14 protein-coding genes are annotated in these 19,215 nt (G+C 74.0%); 6 read left to right on the top strand and 8 right to left on the bottom strand.

The features are described from left to right. On the bottom strand, positions 1-2,385 hold the full coding sequence (locus ABZZ79_RS10670; protein WP_356688543.1) for a SpoIIE family protein phosphatase: 2,385 nt from the start codon (positions 2,383-2,385) through the stop codon (positions 1-3). 166 nt (positions 2,386-2,551) lie between these two features. After that, entirely contained in the window at positions 2,552-5,362 is a 2,811-nt protein-coding gene (locus ABZZ79_RS10675) for a LuxR C-terminal-related transcriptional regulator (protein ID WP_356688544.1), read from the bottom strand. 98 nt (positions 5,363-5,460) lie between these two features. Here ABZZ79_RS10675 and ABZZ79_RS10680 point away from each other — a divergent pair, with 98 nt between their 5' ends. The 4 genes from ABZZ79_RS10680 (at position 5,461) to ABZZ79_RS10695 (ending at position 8,921) form a co-directional block, all read left to right on the top strand. Further along, complete coding sequence (locus ABZZ79_RS10680; RefSeq protein ID WP_356688545.1) at positions 5,461-5,916, top strand: pyridoxamine 5'-phosphate oxidase family protein; 456 nt, start codon at positions 5,461-5,463, stop codon at positions 5,914-5,916. A gap of 296 nt (positions 5,917-6,212) precedes the next feature. Then, on the top strand, positions 6,213-6,458 hold the full coding sequence (locus ABZZ79_RS10685; RefSeq protein ID WP_356688546.1) for a hypothetical protein: 246 nt from the start codon (positions 6,213-6,215) through the stop codon (positions 6,456-6,458). Between the two features lie 3 nt (positions 6,459-6,461). Further along, the gene (locus tag ABZZ79_RS10690; protein WP_356688547.1) at positions 6,462-6,839 is read left to right on the top strand and encodes a toxin Doc; all 378 of its coding nucleotides are present in this window, start codon (positions 6,462-6,464) and stop codon (positions 6,837-6,839) included. 471 nt (positions 6,840-7,310) lie between these two features. Further along, a complete protein-coding gene (locus tag ABZZ79_RS10695; RefSeq protein ID WP_356688548.1) occupies positions 7,311-8,921 on the top strand; it encodes an RICIN domain-containing protein in 1,611 nt (536 codons plus the stop codon). 879 nt (positions 8,922-9,800) lie between these two features. On the opposite strand, the gene ABZZ79_RS10700 is transcribed toward ABZZ79_RS10695, so the two are convergent. Further along, positions 9,801-10,334, bottom strand: a complete 534-nt coding sequence (locus ABZZ79_RS10700; protein ID WP_356688549.1) for a hypothetical protein — start codon at positions 10,332-10,334, stop codon at positions 9,801-9,803. Between the two features lie 324 nt (positions 10,335-10,658). On the opposite strand from ABZZ79_RS10700, the gene ABZZ79_RS10705 reads away from it, so the two are divergent. Continuing rightward, a complete protein-coding gene (locus ABZZ79_RS10705) occupies positions 10,659-11,093 on the top strand; it encodes a protease inhibitor (protein WP_356688550.1) in 435 nt (144 codons plus the stop codon). A 247-nt stretch (positions 11,094-11,340) separates the two neighbouring features. Further along, positions 11,341-11,868: an SRPBCC family protein gene (locus ABZZ79_RS10710; RefSeq protein ID WP_356688551.1), complete on the top strand. Its 528-nt coding sequence runs from the start codon at positions 11,341-11,343 to the stop codon at positions 11,866-11,868. A gap of 29 nt (positions 11,869-11,897) precedes the next feature. Here the strand turns inward: ABZZ79_RS10710 and ABZZ79_RS10715 are convergent, their stop codons facing one another. The 5 genes from ABZZ79_RS10715 to ABZZ79_RS10735 all read right to left on the bottom strand — a co-directional run bounded on the left by ABZZ79_RS10715 (position 11,898) and on the right by ABZZ79_RS10735 (position 19,119). After that, positions 11,898-14,711: an NHLP bacteriocin export ABC transporter permease/ATPase subunit gene (locus ABZZ79_RS10715; protein WP_356688552.1), complete on the bottom strand. Its 2,814-nt coding sequence runs from the start codon at positions 14,709-14,711 to the stop codon at positions 11,898-11,900. Position 14,712: 1 nt separating this feature from the next. Further along, the gene (locus ABZZ79_RS10720) at positions 14,713-16,908 is read right to left on the bottom strand and encodes an NHLP family bacteriocin export ABC transporter peptidase/permease/ATPase subunit (protein WP_356688553.1); all 2,196 of its coding nucleotides are present in this window, start codon (positions 16,906-16,908) and stop codon (positions 14,713-14,715) included. Beyond that, positions 16,905-17,711: an HlyD family efflux transporter periplasmic adaptor subunit gene (locus tag ABZZ79_RS10725; RefSeq protein WP_356688554.1), complete on the bottom strand. Its 807-nt coding sequence runs from the start codon at positions 17,709-17,711 to the stop codon at positions 16,905-16,907. Before ABZZ79_RS10725 ends, ABZZ79_RS10720 begins: the two co-directional genes overlap by 4 nt. A gap of 169 nt (positions 17,712-17,880) precedes the next feature. Then, positions 17,881-18,096, bottom strand: coding sequence for a type A2 lantipeptide (locus tag ABZZ79_RS10730; RefSeq protein ID WP_356688555.1), 216 nt, complete (start codon positions 18,094-18,096; stop codon positions 17,881-17,883). Between the two features lie 609 nt (positions 18,097-18,705). Then, positions 18,706-19,119 carry a PaaI family thioesterase gene (locus ABZZ79_RS10735; protein WP_356688556.1) on the bottom strand — a complete coding sequence of 138 codons (414 nt, stop codon included), beginning with the start codon at positions 19,117-19,119 and terminating at the stop codon, positions 18,706-18,708. Between the last annotated feature and the right edge of the window lie 96 nt (positions 19,120-19,215).

Raw genomic sequence — 19,215 nt, forward strand, 5'->3', positions numbered from 1 at the left:
CTACGGAGCCCCGTCCTCGTCCAGCACGCCGAGCTCCGCCCAGATCGTCTTCCCGTCGGCCGTGTGCCGGCTCCCCCACCGCTGGGTGAGCTGGGCGACGAGGAGCAGCCCCCGGCCCCCTTCGTCCCAGGTCTTGGCCCGCCGCAGGTGCGGCGCGGTGTGGTTGGTGTCGGAGACCTCGCAGATGAGGGTCTCCGTGTCATGGATGAGACGCAGCCGGATCGGCTGGGCGCCATAGCGGATCGCGTTGGTGACGAGCTCGCTGACCACCAGCTCGGCGGTGAAGGACACCTCGTCCAGCCGCCAGGACGCCAGTTGCTCGCCGACCTGCCTGCGGACCGGCGAGACCAGCGCGGGATCGGCCGGGATGTCCCAGGTGGCGACGCGGCTCGCGGGCAGCCCCCGGGTGCCCGCCAGCAGCAGGGCGACGTCGTCGGCGATGCCGTCCGGCGGCAGCAGCGCGGCGAGGATCCGGTCGCAGGTCGCGTCGAGGGCCCCGGTGTGCTGGTCGAGCGCCTCCCGCAGCAGCCGCCGGCCGTGCTCGGCGTCCCGGTTCCGGGACCAGATCAGACCGTCGGTGTAGAAGGCGAGCAGCGTGCCCTCGGGCAGATACAGCTCGGAGCTCTCGAACGGCAGCCCGCCCAGCCCGAGCGGCGGCCCCGCGGGCACCGCCACCTCGTGCGCCGTCCCGTCCGGCTGGAGCATCACCGGCGCGGGATGCCCGGCCCGCGCCAGCGTGCACCTGCGGGACACCGGGTCGTACACCGCGTACAGACAGGTGGCGCCGACCTCGCCGGGCCGGCCGGCCTCGCCGCCGCCGTCCTCCGAGAGCCGGACGACGAGATCGTCGAGGTGGGTGAGCAGCTCGTCGGGGGCGAGGTCGATGTCGGCGAGCGTACGGACCGCGGTGCGCAGCCGCCCCATGGTGGCCGAGGCCTGCACCCCGTGCCCGACGACATCGCCGACGACCATCGCCACCCGCATGCCCGACAGCGGGATGACGTCGAACCAGTCCCCGCCTACCCCCGCCCGCGCCGCCGGAAGGTAGCGGGAGGCCGCGTCGACCGCGGCCGTGCGGGGCAGGCGGCGGGGGAGCAGGCTGCGTTGCAGCGCGAGGGCCGTCTCCCGTTCCCGGGAGAAGCGACGGGCGTTGTCGATGCACACGGCCGCGCGTGCCGTGACCTCCTCGGCCAGCAGCACGTCGTCGGGGGTGAACGGGTCGGGCCGTCGGAAGCGGGTGAGCACCGCGACGCCCAGTGTGGTGCCCCGGGCCTGGATGGGCACGGACATCGTGGAGTGGATGCCGTACTCCTCGACCCGCTCGCGGCGCGCCCGGGAGCGGGCCAGCCACTGGTCCAGGTTGCCGCCGGCCACCGTGGCGACGGTGGTGCGGCCCGCGACGAGCGAGTCGGCCTGCGGCGAGGAGGCCGGGTAGGTGTCGAACTCCCCGGGCTTGACCACGGCCTCGGGGTTGCCCGGGTTCACCGACTGGTGGGCGATCCGGCGCAGCCCGACGGGCACGGTCACCCGCGTCGGCGGGTCGCCGCTCTGCTCGTCGGCGTCCAGCAGGTCGACGCTGACGAAGTCGGCCAGCGCGGGCACGCACACATCGGCCAGTTCCTGGGCGGTGCGGGTGACGTCGAGAGTGCTGCCGATCCGCACGCTCGCCTCGTTGACCAGCTGGAGCCGCTCGCGGGCGAGATAGCTGTCGGTGAAGTCGTGGGCGGCCATGCACACCCCGCGCACCCGGCCGGTGCCGTCCATGACCGGGGTCATCCGGGCCAGCCAGGCGTGCGCCCGGTCCTCGCCGCCGGTGCGCAGATACGTCTGCACATCGCGGGGCAGGCCGCTGGAGAGCACCTCCAGCGCGTTCTTCTCCAGGTCCTCGCTCTGCGGCTTCCCGCCGATCTCGGACAGCCTCAGCCCCCGGATCTCCTCCTGGGGCAGCCCGAGCGTTCTGGCCATGGCGTCATTGACCGAGTGCAGCCGCAGGTGCTCGTCGTAGACGGCCAGCGCGCACGGGGTCTGGGCCAGCACCGACACCTCCAGCGGGTCGCCGGGCGGGCGCGCGGTGGGGCGTTCCAGCGGGGAGACCACGAGCCAGTGCGCCGGGCCGGTCCTCGGGTGCCACTGATGGTGCGCGAGCAGCCACACCGCGAGCGTACGGCCGTCGCGGTGCCGCAGGGTGACGGACCCGTACCAGCGGTCGCTGCGGACCTGGGGGGCCGCGTCCGCTACGAACTCCCGGGCGGGCCGGCCAAGGACCTCGCCCTCGGTCCAGCCGAGCAGCCGTCGGGCTCCCTCGTTCCACGAGGCCAGCGTGCCGTCCTCGGCGATGACAACCCGGGCCGTCGCGGCCTCGTCGAACGGGTAGACCAGGCTCATCGTCACAGCTCCATCGCGCCCACTCTTGGTCAACGGGTGCGTCTCTTCCGTTCCAGCCTAGTGGTTCCGGCGGTTCCGGCGAACGGGGCAGGGCGCGGTCCGGGCCGGGGGAAGGCGCGTGCCGGGCCGGAGCGGCTCGCCCGGCCGGCACGACTCGTAGCGTGCCTCAGCCAGCCGGGTCGGCGCCAGGCCCGAGACCGAGTCCGGCCAGCGCGGCCCGGCCCGCGGCCCGGTGCGCGCCCCCGGCCAGCAGCAGGGTCCGTGCCGCCTGATAGGGGCTGCCGGCCGCCTCGAAGGCGGCCGCGGCGGCGAGCAGCCGGGGCGGGTTCCCGGTGAGCAGCGCCTCGGCCCGGTCGACCTGGGCGGTGGCGACCGGGTTGCCCGCGACCACCTTCCGGGCCGCGTCGATCCGGGCCCGGGCCGCGGGGTGCCCGGCCAGCACGGCTGCCTCCGCCCGCAGGGCCGCGTACCAGTGCAGCCACACCCAGGACACCCACTTCCACACCTCCTCCGGCTCCGGGGCGACCCGGTCCAGGGCGGCGTCGATCTCGCCCTGGTGCAGCAGGACGAGGGCGTCGAAGACCGCGCCGTAGCCGTGCCGGTGCTCGGGCGCGTTGCCCGCGCGGCCGACCACGGCGAGCCAGGTCGAGCGGGCGTCGTGGTCGCCGCGCAGACCGTGGACCGCCGCGACGGCCGCGGCGGCGGGACCGAGGGAGAAGGACCGCTGCCGTCCGCTGCGCTCCCAGGCGTCCAGGAACCGCACCCCGGCGGCGAGCACCTCCTCGCCGTGTCCGGCGAACGCGTCCGCGACCAGCAGCCACGACGTGGCGTGATGGCCCACCTCGGCCAGCAGCGGATGCTCCGCGAGCCGCCGGCCCCAGCGCCGTGCCTCGGGCAGCCGGCCCGCGCCGACGGCGGTCCCGGCGGCCATGGCCAGGGCGTCCATCAGCTCGTGCGCGGCGGCCGGGCCCGGCGGGGCCGAGGCCAGCACGTCGAGGCGCCGCCGCGCGGCGGACGCGGCGCCGAACGGATCGCCGTCCCAGCTCCGGGCGCCGGACAGCGCGTCGAGCGCGGCCGACTCGGCCACCGGGTCCCCCGTGCGCCGGGCGAGCCGGACGGCGAGCCCGGCCCGCTCGACCGTCTCGCGCACGGTGTTGTCGGTGTCGCCCTGCACCGACCCGAACGCGTCGGTCACCACCGCCGCCTCGGCCAGCGCCACGGCCGCCTCCGCCTGCGGGTCGGCGCCGGACAGCTCGCGGGCCCGCGCCAGCAGGGCCGTCACCTCGTCCCTGGGCGGGACCTGGGCGAACGTACTGGAGAAGCGGTACGCGATGGTGGCGGCCGCCGCCAGATCGCGGCCGGCGCCCGCGGTGTCCCCGGCCCGCCGAGCGGTCTCGGCGGCTGCCCGGTGCAGCCGCAGCATGTCGTCCCCGAGCCTGCGGCACCCGGCGACCGCGGCGGCCAGTCGAAGCGCCTCGGCGCGTTCGCGTGCGGCGCCCCGGGTCCCCGCCTCGTCGTCGGCCGCCACGGCCGCCTGCTCGTACCGTTCCTGCGCCTCGCCGAGCAGCGTCCGGGTGAAGGCGAGCCCGGCCAGGGTGAGGGCGAGGCGGTGGGCCTCGGGACGGCGTTCGGGACGGGCGGCGGCCCAGGCCAGCGCGGCCCGCAGGTCGTCCGCGACGGCGTCGAACCGCGCCCGCCAGTCCGGCCCCTCGCCGTCCCCGAGCGCGGTCGCGGCGGCCAGGCACCAGGCCGCGTGCCGGGACCGGACCCCGTCCCGCTCACCGGCCTCGTCGAGCCTGTGCTCGCCGTACTGGCGGATGGTCTCCAGCGCCTGGTACCGGGTGCCGTCCCCGGACGGCGTCACCGCGAGCAGGCTCTGCTCGGCGAGCCTGCCCAGTCCGTCGGCGACCCGGGCCCGCTCCAGCGGGGTGAAGCCGGCCACCTCGGCGGCCGCGTCCGCGGTGAACGGCACCACGAACACCGACACCCGGCGCAGCAACGCCCGGTCCTCGGGCGCGAGCAGCTCATGACTCCAGTCCAGCACCGCCCGCACCGACCGGTGCCGGTCGTCGGCACGGGAACCGCCGGACAGGATCCGCAGCTGGTCGGAGAGACCTGCGGTGAGCCCGTCGAGACCGAGCGAGGGCAGCCGGGCCGCCGCCAGCTCGATGGCCAGCGCCATGCCCCCGAGGCGGTCGCACAGGGCCACGACCCGGTCCCGTGCCGCCGGGCCGGGCGACAGGCCGACCGCCGCCGCCCGGTCCAGGAACAGCGCGACGGCGTCCGACTCGCCGCCCCCGTCCCGGGACAGCGGCGGCACCGGGAAGACCCGCTCGAACGGCACCGTCAGCCGGGCCCGCGAGGTGATCAGCACCCGCACCTGCGGGCAGGCCGACAGCAGCCGTTCCACGAAGGGCGCCACGCCGTCGCGCACCTGCTCGCAGTTGTCCAGCACCAGCAGCGCCCGCCGGTCCGCGAGCGCCGCCAGTACGGCCTCGTCGACACCGCGTCCGGGCTGCTCGCCGACCCCGACGGCGGCGGCGACCGCCGCCCCCACCCGGCCGGGATCGGTGACCGGGACCAGGTCGACGAACCACACCCCGTCGGTGAACTCACCGGCCGCGTCCGCCGCCACCGCCAGGGCCAGCCGGGTCTTGCCCACCCCGCCCGGACCCACGGCGGTCACCTGGCGGTACGCCTTCAGCGCCGCGGCCAACTCCCCGCGCTCGCGGGCCCGTCCGACGAAGTCGGTCAGCGGCGCGGGCAGGGCGGGTGCCGCGAGCGACCGCCGCACGCCCGCGCGCCGGGACAGCGCCCTGCGGTCCGGCAGCTCCAACTTCCGCAGCAGCGAGGAGACATGGGACTCGACGGTGCGTACGGAGATGAACAGCCGTGCGGCTATCTCCGCGTTGCTCAGATGTTCCCCGAGCAGCGTGAGGACTTCGGCTTCCCGGGCGGAGACGGCAGGCGTGGTCACCTGATCATTATCCGTGGTGTTTTCCGTGGCCGGCACGGAGGCGGCGGCCACCCCGGCGGGGAGAGCCTGTGCACACGAGCCCGGCCGAAGGAGGACCCATGAGCACCGCCGCACCCCGCCCCCGCGCCCAGCGCCGCCGCGACACCGAGCAGCGCCTCGCCCGCGACGTCGACGTCTGGGTGGCCACCGCCTCGCCGGACGGTGTGCCGCATCTGGTCCCGCTGTCCTTCGACTGGGACGGCGAGGCGCTGCTGCTCGCCACCCCCGCGGACAGTCCCACCGGCGCCAACCTGGCCGTCGGCCGGGTCGCCCGGCTGAGCCTGGGCCACACCCGCGACGTGTCCATGATCGAGGGCGAGGTGGAGGTGCTGGCCCTCGACGCCCTGCCGCCGGAGCGAGCCGACCGGTTCGCCGCCCGGACCGGCTTCGACCCGCGCACCCTGACCACGCCGTACCGGTGGTTCCGGGTCACCCCGCGCCGGGTGCAGGCCTGGCGGGAGGTCGAGGAGATGACCGGCCGCGAGCTGATGCGCGACGGCCGCTGGCTGGCCTGAGCGGCGCCCGGACGGCGCAGGCCCGACGCGCCATCGTGTCCGGACGGTTGACGGGGTCTCATGCCAGCCACCAGCATGTGCCCCGTCCGTCACTTTGGGAGCGCTCCCATCATTCGCCGACATCCAGTCGTGGTCGACGAACGAGCACACCATCAACTGGAACGCGGCCCTGACCCGGATGGCGTCCTTCGTCGCCGACCAGGGCTGACCCGCTCCACATGCCGGCCGGTACCGTATCGGAGTGCTTCTGACCTGGGTCTATTTACGGTCGAGTACCTGAGCGGTACCGTGGCGTCATGCCAGCCCTCAATGTGGAGTTCAGTGAGCGCGAGCTGGAGGACCTGCGGCAGATCGCCAAGGAGCGCGGTACGTCGATGAAGGCCCTCGTCCGTGAGGCCGCCGCGGCCGACATCGCCCGGCACCGTGCGCTCAAGGAAGGGGCGGAGGCGTTCCGCCGCTTCTTCTCCTCCCACGCCGACGAGTTCGCCGCCGCCTTCCCCGAGGACGAGGTGCCCGCCGGGGGCCCGCGGCGGGGCTTCTGACCCATGACGCCCGTCGTCCACATCGACGTGCCCTGGCTGCTCCAGCGCCACGAGGAAGTGCTGCCGGAGCAGCCCACGATCAACGACTTCTCCGCGCTGGTGGCCGCCGTCGCCCGGCATCGCGTCGACCCGCCCCGGCTGGGCGTCGACTCCGACCCCGCCTGGCGCGCCGCCGCCCTGCTGCACACCATCGCCCTGCTCAAGCCGCTGCCCTCGGCCAACGCGCGCTTCGCCTGCGCGACCGCGGTGGCCTACATGTTCGTCAGCGGCGTCGGCATCGACCCGCCCTACGGGACCCTGGTCGACCTCGCCCGCGATCTGATCGACGGCAAGACGGACGTCTACGGCGCCGCCGACCGGCTGCGTTCCTGGCAGATCTAGGGGCCGTCGCGCCGGGCCCCGGTGGAGGCTCCGGGCCGCCGGTCCCGTGGAGGCGTGGAGGCCACCGCCCCCGGCCGGGAGCTCGGGGCCGCCGGCCGAGGGCGGGAGAACGGGGCCGGCGGCCGTTTCGCGCGGGAGAGCCGCCGTCCCGCGCGGGGCCTGCCGAGGAGGCCGGTACACAGTCCACTCCTCGCCCTCGGATGCCGGGAGCGTGCGTGACCGGCCGGCGTGTGCGTGTCTTTCACACGGGGCGCTCGGAATGGCGAAAAGCAGTGCGATTCGGCGGGCGTATGTCACACGTAAGTCCGGGGGAAAACGCTTCCTGACTTCCTTTCAGTGATACGGATGTTCCCCAAGTGCCTTGTTGGCCCTGAGTTCGCTGTGCAAGGGTGAAGCGCCCGGTGTCCGGGCTCTTTTTTCAGTCGGCCGAACTCCTCGTGCGTCGCATACGCGTGGGAAGGAATCCGTTCAGTGCCACCCACCCCCCACCCTCCCCGTCCGCCCTACCCGCCGCCCGGCGCGTTTCCCGGAGAATCCGACGAGTTGCTCGCCGGCCGTCTGCGGGGCAGCCCGGACGACGACGTCTCCCGTTCCACCGCCCTGTTGATCGCGCGGCACTGGCGACCCGCGTTCGAGTACGCGGCCATCTGCCTCGCGGACTCGGGGCCGGCCGCGGCCATGGTCACCGGCGCGGCCGTCCATCAGCTCCTCGACCGTCTGACGCTCGGCGAACCCGGTGTCGCCCTGCGCCCCCGGCTGCTCGTCGCCGTACGGGACACCGTGCGGCTGTGGGCCACCGAGGAACGGATATCCGCCGTTCTGCCGGGACTTCGCAAACCGGCCGGAGGCCGCGGCATGCGCACGGCGTCGCCGGGGCCGCCGGAAAACCGCCGGCTCACCGAACGCGCATTCCTGTCCATGCCGCGAGTCGACCAGTGCCTGCTGTGGCACACCGAGGTCGAGGCGGAAGCGGTCGGCGTTCCCGCGGCGCTGCTCGGCATGGACGCCGAAGTCGCCGCGGCCGCCGTCGAACAAGCGCGTGAAAAACTCCGTGAAGGCTTGGTCCGCGCACATCGGGAACTCGCCCCGACAAACGAATGCCGTTTCCACAACCGCCTTCTGGACATCCCGATCCGGCGCGGCGGGTCCTTGCTCCCGGATGTGCGCAGGCATCTCGCGGAGTGCCGCTACTGCCGTGCCGCCGCGGAGCAGCTGAGCCATTTCGAAGGCGGGCTGGGCGACCTGCTCGCCGAGGCGGTGCTCGGCTGGGGCGCCCGCCGCTATGTCGAGTCCCGGCCGGGCCGCGGCGGGCATGTGCCCCGCCAGCGCGGCTCCACCCGGCACGGCGCCGGCCGGACCCGCTCCGGGGCCGCCCGGCATCGGGTGCTGCCCCGCGCGCACGCCCCCGGCCGCCGGGCGGCTCCCGGTGACGGACGCTCACCACGCGCCCTGCTCACCGGAGTCGGGCTCGCGTCCGCGGGCCTCCTGGCGATCCTTCTGGGGGCGGGGCTGTGGGGGAGCGGCGGCGACACCGAGCCGATGGCCTCCACCGGCGCGAGCGACAGCGATCCGTCCGGCGACGACTCCCCGGACCCGTCGGGCGCGCCCACGTCGCCCGACAGCGCGGGCCTCTCTGCCCCCGGCCGCTCCGGTCTGCTCAACGCCGGCGCGGGCCTCTGCCTCGGCATCGAGGGAGAGGCGCGGGCGGGCGCCGGGATCGGGCTGGCGGACTGCTCCACCGCCCGCACCCAACTGTGGTCCTACGCCACCGACGGGCTGCTGCGCAGCGTGGCGGCGCCGGGACTGTGCCTGGACTCGCACATGGACGCGGGCGTGGCCATCCTCGCGCGCTGCGTCGGCGGCGACTCCCCACGCGGGGACGACGTCCGCTACGAGCTCACCGACGAGGGCGAGTTCCTGCCGCTCTGGGACAAGCGCCTGGCCCTGGCGGCGACCACCGCCGACGCGGACGCTGACATCGTAGTCAAGGTCCGGGACGGCTCCCCGTCCCAACGCTGGCTCCCGGCACCCCGCCCGAACCCGGCCACGGCGTCCGTGCGCTCGGCGGGCATGGCGGGCTGAACAGCCACGCGGGGACGCGATTCCGCGTCCCCGCGCGGCGCGGTGTCGCCGCGCGGCGCGGGCGTGCGAAGTCGGCCTGCGGCCGTGCGGAGCGGGTCGGCGGCGGCATGCGATTCCGTCGCGTGGTGCGGGCGGGCGTTCGTGTGCGGCTTGGCTGTCGGTCGGGCTTGGGGTCGTGTGTGGGTCGGCGGTGTGGGGACAGTGGCCGCGTGTGCTTCCGTCGCGTGGCGCGGGCTTGTGTTCGTGTGCGGGTCGGCGGTGTGGGGGCGGTGGCCGCATGCGGTTCTGTCGCGTGGCGCGGGCGGGCGTTATGTGCGGCTTGGCCTTTCGGGCCTGTGGCCGTGTGCGGCTTGGTTGGCCGGCGCGGGCTCGCTGCCGCGCGAGGCATTGCCGTGAGGGGCGGCGGCCCCATGTGCTTCGTCGCGTGGCGCGGGTCTGTGTTCGGGTGGGGCTGGCCGTTCGGTGTGGGGTCTGTGTCCCTGCGGTGCTGGTCGCATGGGCCAGGGCGGTGCTCGTGCGCGGTTCGGTCGCGCCGCGTGGACGTTGTCACTGTGCGGCCCGATCGCGTGACGTGGGGTCGTGGTCCTCACGCCCCGCGACGACGCCACGCGCGGGACCGTGCCGCCCGGCACGACGGAGCCGCGCGGCGGAGGTCCCACGCCGCCGAACCGCGCGGTTCGCGCGGGAACGCCGCCCCACGCCCCACGACCGAACCGCGCACGGACGCCGTCCCGCGCGACACGACGAAGCCGCGCGTGCGGCACGGTCTCGCCCGCGGCCTCGGCGCCGGGCGTCGGGCCCCGCACCGGTGGCGTGTGCCACGGCCGGGGACGGGTGTGCGGTCCTGGTGCGCCCCAGGGGCGGGGCCAGTCGGCGCGTTCAGGCGTCGGCGTCGGCGTCGGGGCCGCGGCCCCGGACCTCCTGCACGTGTTCCAGCGAGTCGCGGAGCTCGGTGAGCCAGTCGTCCGTGTGGCGTCGTACCAGGCGTACGCACCACGCCAGGGCGTCGCTGCGGCTGCGGGCGACGCCGGAGGCGACCAGCGTGTCGAGGACCTGCCGCTCGCTCTGCCGGAGCCGCGTCATCACCGGCACGGCGAGATGCGTGAACAGGGCACGCTCCTCCCCGCACTCCACACCCCAGGACACCTTTCGGCGGAACCGGTGCTCGGCCTCACGGGCGACCGCCATCCGGTCCTCCCTCGTACGCTCCCGGAACTCCTCGATCCGGCCCTGTACGGCCGCCTCCCGCTCCGCGGTCGAGGCGTCCTCCGCCAGCCGGGGCTCGGGGACCCGCCCGATGACGGTGATCTCCTCGCGGTCGACCGAGACCTCGGTCAGCTCCTCGAAGAGGCCGTCGGGCAGACGGCCGGCGAACCAGCCGCGCAGTTCCTCGTGCTGCTGTTTCGTAATCATGTAATGACCATTACTCATGGCTTCCATGAACACAAGGGGTCGCGGAGGGGTCTTTCGGGGGTGGATCCGGAATGTTTCCAGCCGATTACCCAGAGTAAAAATACCGGTCATTCGGCCACTCCAGATGATCATCGAGCGGACGAATCGGAGGTTTGGAACGTTCGATTCCGTCACTTCACGCCACTGTTTCAACACGCAAGGTTACCGAAACCCGTGGGTTCGATGTGAATTCCGGCTGCGTTCTCGGCAGAGTGGCGCTCGCCGGTTCGGCACCGAACCCGGGGCCGTCCGGCATCCCCCGAATCGAGCGGAAGGATGCACACAATGCGGAACACCGCGCGCTGGGCAGCAACCCTCGGCCTCACCGCCGGCGCCCTCTGCGGACCCCTGACCGGGGCCGGCCAGGCCGCCCCCGGCAGCGCTCCAGCGTCGCTGTACGCCCCGTCGGCCCTCGTGCTCACGATGGGCCACGGCGAGACGGCGCTCGGCGTCACCCCGGAACGGGCCGTCACGCTCACCTGCGCCCCGACGCCCTCCGGCACCCATCCGGCGGCCGCCCCGGCCTGCTCCGAACTGCGCGCGGCAGGCGGCGACCTCAACGCGCTGCGCGGCACCGAGGGCGTGATGTGTACCCGGGAATGGGACCCGGTGGTGATCACCGTCGACGGCGTCTGGCAGGGACAGCGCGTCTCCTACGAGCGCACCTTCGCCAATGAATGCGTGAAGACCCTCTACGGCCCGAGCGTCTTCGCGTTCTAGAGACCGGGACCGCACGGAACGCGTGACACGCGACCGGACCGCCGATGGGGAGTGCGGGCACGGGCGCGGGATTCCTTGCGGTACCCGCACCGGGGACCGGCCGGGCGGAGTGGGGCCGCCCGGCCGGACCCCGGCTTTCCACGTTTCACGGCGACCGCACCCCCTGCCTCGACGGGCAGGGGGTGTACTCATGCCGCCTTCGCGGGAGGTATGGGGGCACAGCACGGCTCCTAAGGAGTGATCCAGCATGCCCGCCGATCTCACCGGAAGCTTTCTCGCCCTGGACGACGGCCGCCCGGCCGTCGTCCTCGGCCGCGTCTACGCCCGTCCCGCCGAGCGCGTCTGGTCCCTGGTGACCGACCCCGGCGAGCTCGCCCGATGGTTCCCCTCCCGGGCCGAGTTCGAGCTGCGGCCCGGCGGCACCGCCCGGTTCAGCGGCGACCCGAACCAGCCCGACTCCACCGGCCTCGTCCTGGCCGTCGACGCGCCCCGCCGTCTGGCCTTCGAGTGGGGCGGCGACGAGATCCGCCTCGCCCTGGCCGCACAGGACGACGGCCGCACCCGGCTCACCCTCACCGACGTCCTCGCCGACCCGGAGTCCGCCGCGCGCAACGCGGCCGGCTGGGAGGTCTGCCTGACCGCGCTGGACGCCGTGGCCCGCGGTGAGACCCCCGCGGGTCCGCACACCGGAGCGGGCGCCCTGTGGCGCGAGGCGTACGAGGGCTACATCGAGGCCGGGTTCCCCTCCGGCGCACCCGTCCCCGGAGTGGACTGACCTCGCCCCGGCCCGCGGCGGCGGCACCGTCAGGCCAGCTGCCGCCGCACCAGCTCGTGCAGCCGCCCGCCCGTGTCCGCGAGCAGCCGCGCCGGCGGCCCCTGCTGGACGACCTTGCCGTTCTCCATGACGATCACCCGGTCGGCGTCCAGCACCGTGGACAGCCGGTGCGCGATCACGACGCGGGTGGCGTCGAGCGCCTTGGTGGACTCGATGACCCGCCGCTGGGTCTCGTTGTCCAGCGCGCTGGTCGCCTCGTCGAAGAAGAGGATGCGCGGGCGGCGGATCAGCGCCTGGGCGATCATCAGCCGCTGACGCTGGCCGCCCGACACCGAGCCCCCGGCGGCGACGATCGTGTGCAGGCCCATCGGCATCCGCCGGATGTCCTCCGCCAGACCCGCCAGCTCGGCCGCCGCCATCGCCTCCTCGGGCGTGTACGGCTCGGTGCCGCAGATGACGTCCAGGACCGAGCCGGTGAACGGCTGCGCGTGCTGGAGCACCACCCCGCACTGCCGCCGTACCGCCGACCGGTCCAGCGCGGCCAGGTCCTGGCCGTCGTACAGGACACTGCCCGACACCGGACGGTCGAAGCCGATGAGCAGCCGCAGCAGCGTCGACTTGCCGCAGCCGCTGGGGCCGACCACCGCCACGAACTCGCCCGGCCGCACCTCGAAGGACACGTCGTCCAGCACCAGCGGCCCGTCGTCGGAGTAGCGGAACGACAGCCGCCGCGCCTCCACCGCCCCGGACAGCGGGCCGGGCCGGGTGCTCGCCGTCCGCACTTCCGGGGCGGCGGCCAGCACCGGCTCGATCTCCTCGAACAGCGGCAGCGCGGCCACCACCGACACGAACGCGCCCGTCAGCTGGGTCACCGAGGTGAGCAGCATGGTCACCGCGGTGTGGAAGGCGAGGAAGTCGGCCGCCGGCATGGCCCCACGCGCCGGACCCGCCAGAAGCATGAACATCAGCAGCGAGCACAGCGGCAGATACACCGCGCCCAGCACCGCCGAGAGGTTCTTGATCCGCCCCACCCGCTGCTGGAGCTCCCGGCTGCGCGCGAACTCGCCCGCCCAGGAGGCGTACGCGTAGTTCTCCGCGGCCGCCACCCGCAGCTTCGGCAGGCCGCGCAGGGTCTGGAACGCCTGGTTGTTCAGCCGGTTGGAGAGCCGCACCAGCCGCCGCTGCCAGCGCACCTGCCACAGCCCGAGGCCGAGGAAGACGGCGGCGACCGCCACCAGCATCCCGACCGCCGCCAGCGCCATCGGCACGCTGTAGTAGAGCAGCAGCGCCAGGTTCATCGCGCCGACCGTCACCGACTGCGCGACCGTCGGGCCGACGCCCGCCAGCAACCGCCGGATCGCGCTCACGCCCATCGCCGCGCTGGCCAGCTCGCCGGTGGACCGCCCCGCGAAGAAGTCCGTCGGCAGCCGCAGCAGCCGGTCCCACACGGCGGGCTGGAGGGTGGCCTCGACCCGCCCCTCCAGCCGCAGGATCGTCAGGTTCTGCACCAGCGTGAACGCGGCCGCGACCACGCTGCTCACCATCACCGCCAGACACACCTGGCCGATCAGCCCGGCCTGGGCCTTCGGGACGTACTCGCCGAGCACCTTGCCGGTCGCCACCGGCACCAGCGCGCCGATCGCCACCGTCACCAGACCGGTCAGCACCAGGGCCGTCACATCGCCCCGCGTGCCGCGCAGCACGAACCGGACCAGCCCCAGCGGGCCGAGCCGGCGCTCGGGCAGCGGACGGTAGAGCATCACCGCGCGCGGTTCGAACTCCGCCGCGTCGGCCTTCTCCACCGGAGTCTCGCGCCCGGTGGCCGGCTGTACGGCGACATAGCCGCCGCGCCGCCACAGCAGCGCCACCGGCGCCCCCGACAGAGCGCGCCGGCCCACCAGCGGGCCCACGTCGTCGCGCCACCAGTGCCCGTCGAGCCGTACCGCCCGGGCGCGCACCCGCGAGCCCAGGGCGATGCGCTCGACCGGGTCGAGACGCTCGCTCTCCGTGCCGCCGTGCGCGGGCTCCGCCAGCGCGATCCCGGCCGCGTCCGCCACCAGCTTGCAGGCGGCGTACGTCGCGTCGGCGTCGGCGGCGGTCCTGCGGCGGAACGAGCCCCTGCCGATGGACGCCAGCAGCGTGCGGTCGGCCTGCGCGCGCACCGCCTCACCGGCCTTGATCCCGGCGGCCGTCCGGGTCTCGTGCGCGTGCTCCAACTGCTCGATCCAGCGGTCCAGCGTGGACAGCAGCCGGTACTGCTGCTCGACCATGCTCTGCCACAGCCCCGGATCCATCAGCAGATCGGCCGCCGCCTCCGCGCCGTACAGCGAGCCGTACCGCACACCGCCGGGCGGCACCCGCATCCAGAACACGTCGTCGTCGGCCGTCGCCGCCGAATCGGCGGCCATGGGCGCCTGGAACAGCACGGACAGCCCGCGTCCCACGCCGAGCGCGAGCGCGTGCTCCAGCGCACTCGCCGAGGGCGGCGCATACCGCGGATTGCCCCACTCGTCGTACGTCCAGCTCTCGGTGTGGGCCGGCTCGTACAGTTCCCGCAGCGCCACCCGGTGCACCACGCAGTCGCGCGACGGCCGTGCGATCAGCGTGTGCCGAGGACCCGTCACCGGGCCGAGCAGCAGCGCGCCCGGCTCCAGACGGCCCACGTGGTGCCAGTGGCCCTGCCGCGAGGCGTCCACCGCGAACAGGTCCAGCTTGCCGGCCGCGACCAGCCACAGCACCTGCGGACCCTCCAGGTCCAGCGTGCCGAAGCCCGCGCAGTCGATCTGGGCACCCAGTCGCCCGAGCGCCGCCAGCACCAGATCGCCTTCGTGTACGGCCGTCATCTCACCGCTCCCCGACCAGCGCCGCGTACGCCCCGCCGCGCGCCACCAGTTCCTCGTGCCGGCCGCGTTCGACGACCGCGCCGTGCTGGAGGACGACGATCTCGTCGCTGTCGCGCACGGTGCTCAGCCGGTGCGCGATCACCACGCACGCGCAGCCGCGCCGCCGCAGGTTGTCCATCACTACCTGCTCGGTCTCCGCGTCGAGCGCGCTGGTCACCTCGTCCAGCACGAGGATGCTCGGTCTGCGCACCAACGCCCTCGCGATCTCCAGGCGTTGACGCTGGCCGCCGGAGAAGTTCCGCCCGTCCTGCCCGACCCGGCTGTGGATGCCGCCGGGCCGGCGCGTCACCACGTCGTACAGCGCCGCGTCCTTCAGCGCCTCCACCACCGCCTCGTCCGGGATCGACGGGTCCCACAGCGCCACGTTGTCCCGCACACTGCCCTCGAACAGGAACACGTCCTGGTCGACGAAGGACACCGACGCCGCCAGCGACCCCCGCGGAATGTCCTCAAGGCGCCGCCCGTCGATGCGGATCACGCCCTCCCAGGGCGTGTAGAGACCCGCGATCAGCCGCGACACCGTGGACTTCCCGCTGCCCGAGCCGCCCACCAGCGCCACCTGCCGCCCCGGCCCCACCGTCAGGTCGAACCCGGTCAGCAGCGGCCTGTCCAGCGGGCTGTAGCCGAAGGTGATGTTCTCCAGCTCCACATGCCCCTGGAGCCGGCGCGTCGACTCACCGCCGCCGCGCGTGTACAGCGGATCGGCCCGGAAGTTCTCCACGTCCTTCAGCCGCGCCACGTCCGCCGCGAAGTCCTGGATCCGGCCGACCACGCCGTTGAGCCGGGTCAGCGGCGCGGTGAACCGGGTCACCAGCGCCTGGAACGCCACCAGCAGACCCACCGAGACATGCCCCTCCACCGCCCGCAGCCCGCCGATCCACAGGATCAGCGCGCTGTTGACCGTCGCGAGCGCCGGAGCCACCACACCCAGCCACGCCCCCGGCACCCCGAGCCGCTGCTGCTCCTCCAGCGTGGTGGCGTGCTGCCCCGCCCACTTGCGGAAGTAGCCGTCCTCCCCGCCGGTGGCCTTCATCGTCTCGATCAACTGCAGCCCGGTGTAAGCGGTGTTGGTCAGCCGCGCGCTGTCCGCCCGCAGCTTCGCGGTCCGCGTCGCCCGCAGCCGTACGACGATCCGCAGCGCGAGGATGTTCAGCAGGGCCACGCCGATGCCGACGAACGTCAGCTGGGGGTCGTAGATGTAGAGCAGGAGCGCGTACAGCACCACGACCACCGCGTCCACACCGGCCGCCGCCAGGTCGCGGGCCAGGGTCTCGGCGACCGCGTCGTTGGACTGCAGGCGCTGCACCAGGTCGGCCGGGCTGCGCTGGGCGAAGAAGGTGACCGGCAGCCGCAGTAGATGCCGCAGGAAGCGGGCGCTGGACAGGGTCGAGGAGATGATCCGGCCGTGGTGGAGGTTCGCCTGCTGGAGCCAGGTCAGCACGACCGTGAGCAGCACGCAGGCGCCCATCGCGGCGAACAGCACGCCCAGCAGCGAGGTCTGGCCGCCGATCAGGAACGTGTCGATGTAGGTGCGGCTGAGCGCGGGCACCGCCGCGCCGACCAGCACCAGCAGCAGGCTCGCCAGCACGGCGGCGGGCAGCGTGCCCGCGGTGCCGCGCAGCCGGGCGGGCATCGCGCCCCACACGCCCGGCCGGCGGCCGCCGCGGGTGAAGTCCTCCGAGGGCTCCATCACCAGCACCACACCGGTGAAACTGCCGTCGAACTCCTCGATCGGCACGAAACGGCGGCCCTTGCCGGGGTCGTTGACGAACACGCCGCGGCGGCCGAAGCGGCGGCCCACGCCGTCGTAGACGACGTAGTGGTTGAACTCCCAGAACAGGATCGCCGGGCCCCGTACGCCCGCGAGCGCGGCCAGGTCCATCTGCATGCCCTTGGCGGTCAGACCGTAACCCCGGGCCGCCTTCAGCAGGTTGGAGGCGCGCGAGCCGTCGCGCGAGACACCGCAGGCGATACGCAGCTCCTCCAGCGGGACATGGCGGCCGTGATGGCCCAGCACCATCGCCAGCGCGGCGGCGCCGCACTCGACCGCCTCCATCTGGAGCACGGTCGGGGTGCGCACGGCCTTCACGCGGCTCTTGGGTACGGCGGTCGCGGCACGGCGCCGGGTGGCGGTCACGGCAGCAGCCAGTCGACGGGACGCTGGTCGGCCAGGTGTATGGAACCGTCCGCCAGGGTCATGGATTCGAGCGGGTGCGGCGGGCCGCCGGAGGTGGACCAGCGGTAGCCGCTCCGGGTGCCGGACGCCCGGTCCAGGCGGACCAGGACCGCCACCGGGCGTCCGTCCCGGGTGAGTTGCTCGCCGAGCTGGGAGTCCCCGAGGAACGCGCCGATCTGCCGCGCCGACTGCGGTGTGCCGTCCACCGACTTCACCCGTCCGCGCAGTACGCCGTAGCTCTGCGCCGGGACCGTCTGCAGGGTCAGGTCCACGACGGCGTCCACGGGGATCGACGCGGCGTTCCTCGCGGGCACGTACACCGTCGCGTACAGCGGTGCGTCGGCGTCGGTGACCTTCTCGACCGCGGCGAGGTCGGTGCCGGTGGCGACGATCTGTCCGACGGAGGCGGCGAGCGCGGTGACCCGGCCCGCGGCGACGGCCCGCACCACGCTCTCGCCCTGGGCGGTACGGACCTTCAGCACCGGTGCGCCGGCGGGCAGTTGCCCGCCCTGCTCGGCCAGGACCCGGGTGACCTGGCCCGCGACCGGGCTCTGCAGGATGTAGCTGCCCCGGCCGTGGGTGAGCACGGCGGGCGCGCTCACGGTGGAGGACACCGAGCCCGTCACCGCCCACACGGACGCGGCCGCCATCGCGACCAGCGTCACGGACAGCACGAGCCAGCCCTGCGGGCGGGCCAGCCGCACCGGTAGGTCCAGCTCCTCCGGTGACTGGAGCCTGGCGAGGGCCTGTTGGCGGAACTGCACGGGATCTTCCTCACCGGGGGACGCGCGTCGGGACAGCGGTTCGGAACCGCGGTTCGGGAAAGCGATTCGGAACCGCTGTTCGGGAAAGCGATTCGGAACAGCGGAGAATCCCGGGGCCGGTCGCCCGGCCCCGGGACTCAGGAGCACTGTCAGGTGTGCTCGGAAGCGGTCAGAGACCGGCGACCAGGCCCGTGATCGGGGCGGTGTTCAGGCCGGTGACACCCTCGACGGTGCCGACGGCGGTGTTCACCAGACCGGAAACCGGGGCGATGCCGTCCACCAGGCCGGTGACGGTGCCGAGCGAGTTCACCTGCAGGCCACCGGAGACGTTGTCGAGGTCGGCGTCAGCGATCTCGACGGTCTCGACCTGGGGGGTGGAGTTCATGATGGAACATCCCTTCATATGGATATCTCACAAGGAGGTGAGCGGCCCTCTCCCCGAACAGGCGGACGGCCGCGACCGCGGGCGCAGGACGCCCGTTTCCGGTGCCCCGAGCGGGCCCCGCGGTGCGATGGATCAAAGCACGCCGCCGCCTCGGGATTCCACCCAAGCAACGCTCTCACCTGCGCACTTGCGACCCAACAGCGGCGTATTGGTGCAGGAGCGCGCACTGCTCGGTGACTGCTTCTTCACAAGCCGGCCGATGCGGGGGTGAGGGGGCCGCGGGGCGGGAACGGTGAATTCCGGCACTCCCGCCTCAAAGGCGTATCCGGCGCGGCGTGCTTGTGCAGATCCGCCGACCGCCGTGCGCCGGTTGGGTATGGGGTGTGCAGATTCGCTGAAGCGGGGATTCCGCCCACCGTCCGCGACCGCCCGCTTCCGCGTGGTCGCTCTCCGTGTCGAACGTGCTTCAGCGGCGCAGGGCCTGTCGTCACCTTCCCGTCCGCCCCGCGACGCCGGCATCCGCGCGGTGCGTGGGCCGCGCTCGCCGGGTCGCTCGGCCTGGCGGCGCGTGGGCCCGGCGGCGCGTGGGCCCGGCCGGGCCGAGGTCGGTCAGCCCAGCAGCGCGTACACCGTGCTCGCCTTCGCCGCGAGTTCGCCGCTCGCCGCGTCCGTCATCGCGATCTCGGCGAACGCCATCCGGCGGCCCAGCTTGGTCAGCACCGCCTCGATCAGGACGTCCGCCCCGGTCACCGCGCGCTGGAAGGACGTCGACTGCTGGACCGTCGTCATCGGCACGAAGCCGCCGCGGGCGGCCGACACCGCGATGACCGTCGCCGTGTCCGCCGCGGCCATCAGCGCCTGCCCGGACAACGCCCCGCCCTCGCGGGCCAGGGCCGTGGACCAGGGCAGCCGCAGCACGGCGCGCCGCTCGCCCAAGGCCTCGACCGTGAGGCCGAGTTCCAGCACCCAGGGAGCGAAGTTGGCGGAGAGGATCTTGTCGGCATCGGCCGTGGTCATCGTCATACGGGGGATTGTGACCGGCCCCCGCCCGCCCGACGAGAGGCATGGCCGGATCGGCGTGGCGGACGGCCCTGCACGGAAACGGAATTGAACGGCCCG

The organism is Streptomyces sp. NPDC006458, assembly GCF_040612135.1.
Lineage (GTDB): Bacteria > Actinomycetota > Actinomycetes > Streptomycetales > Streptomycetaceae > Streptomyces.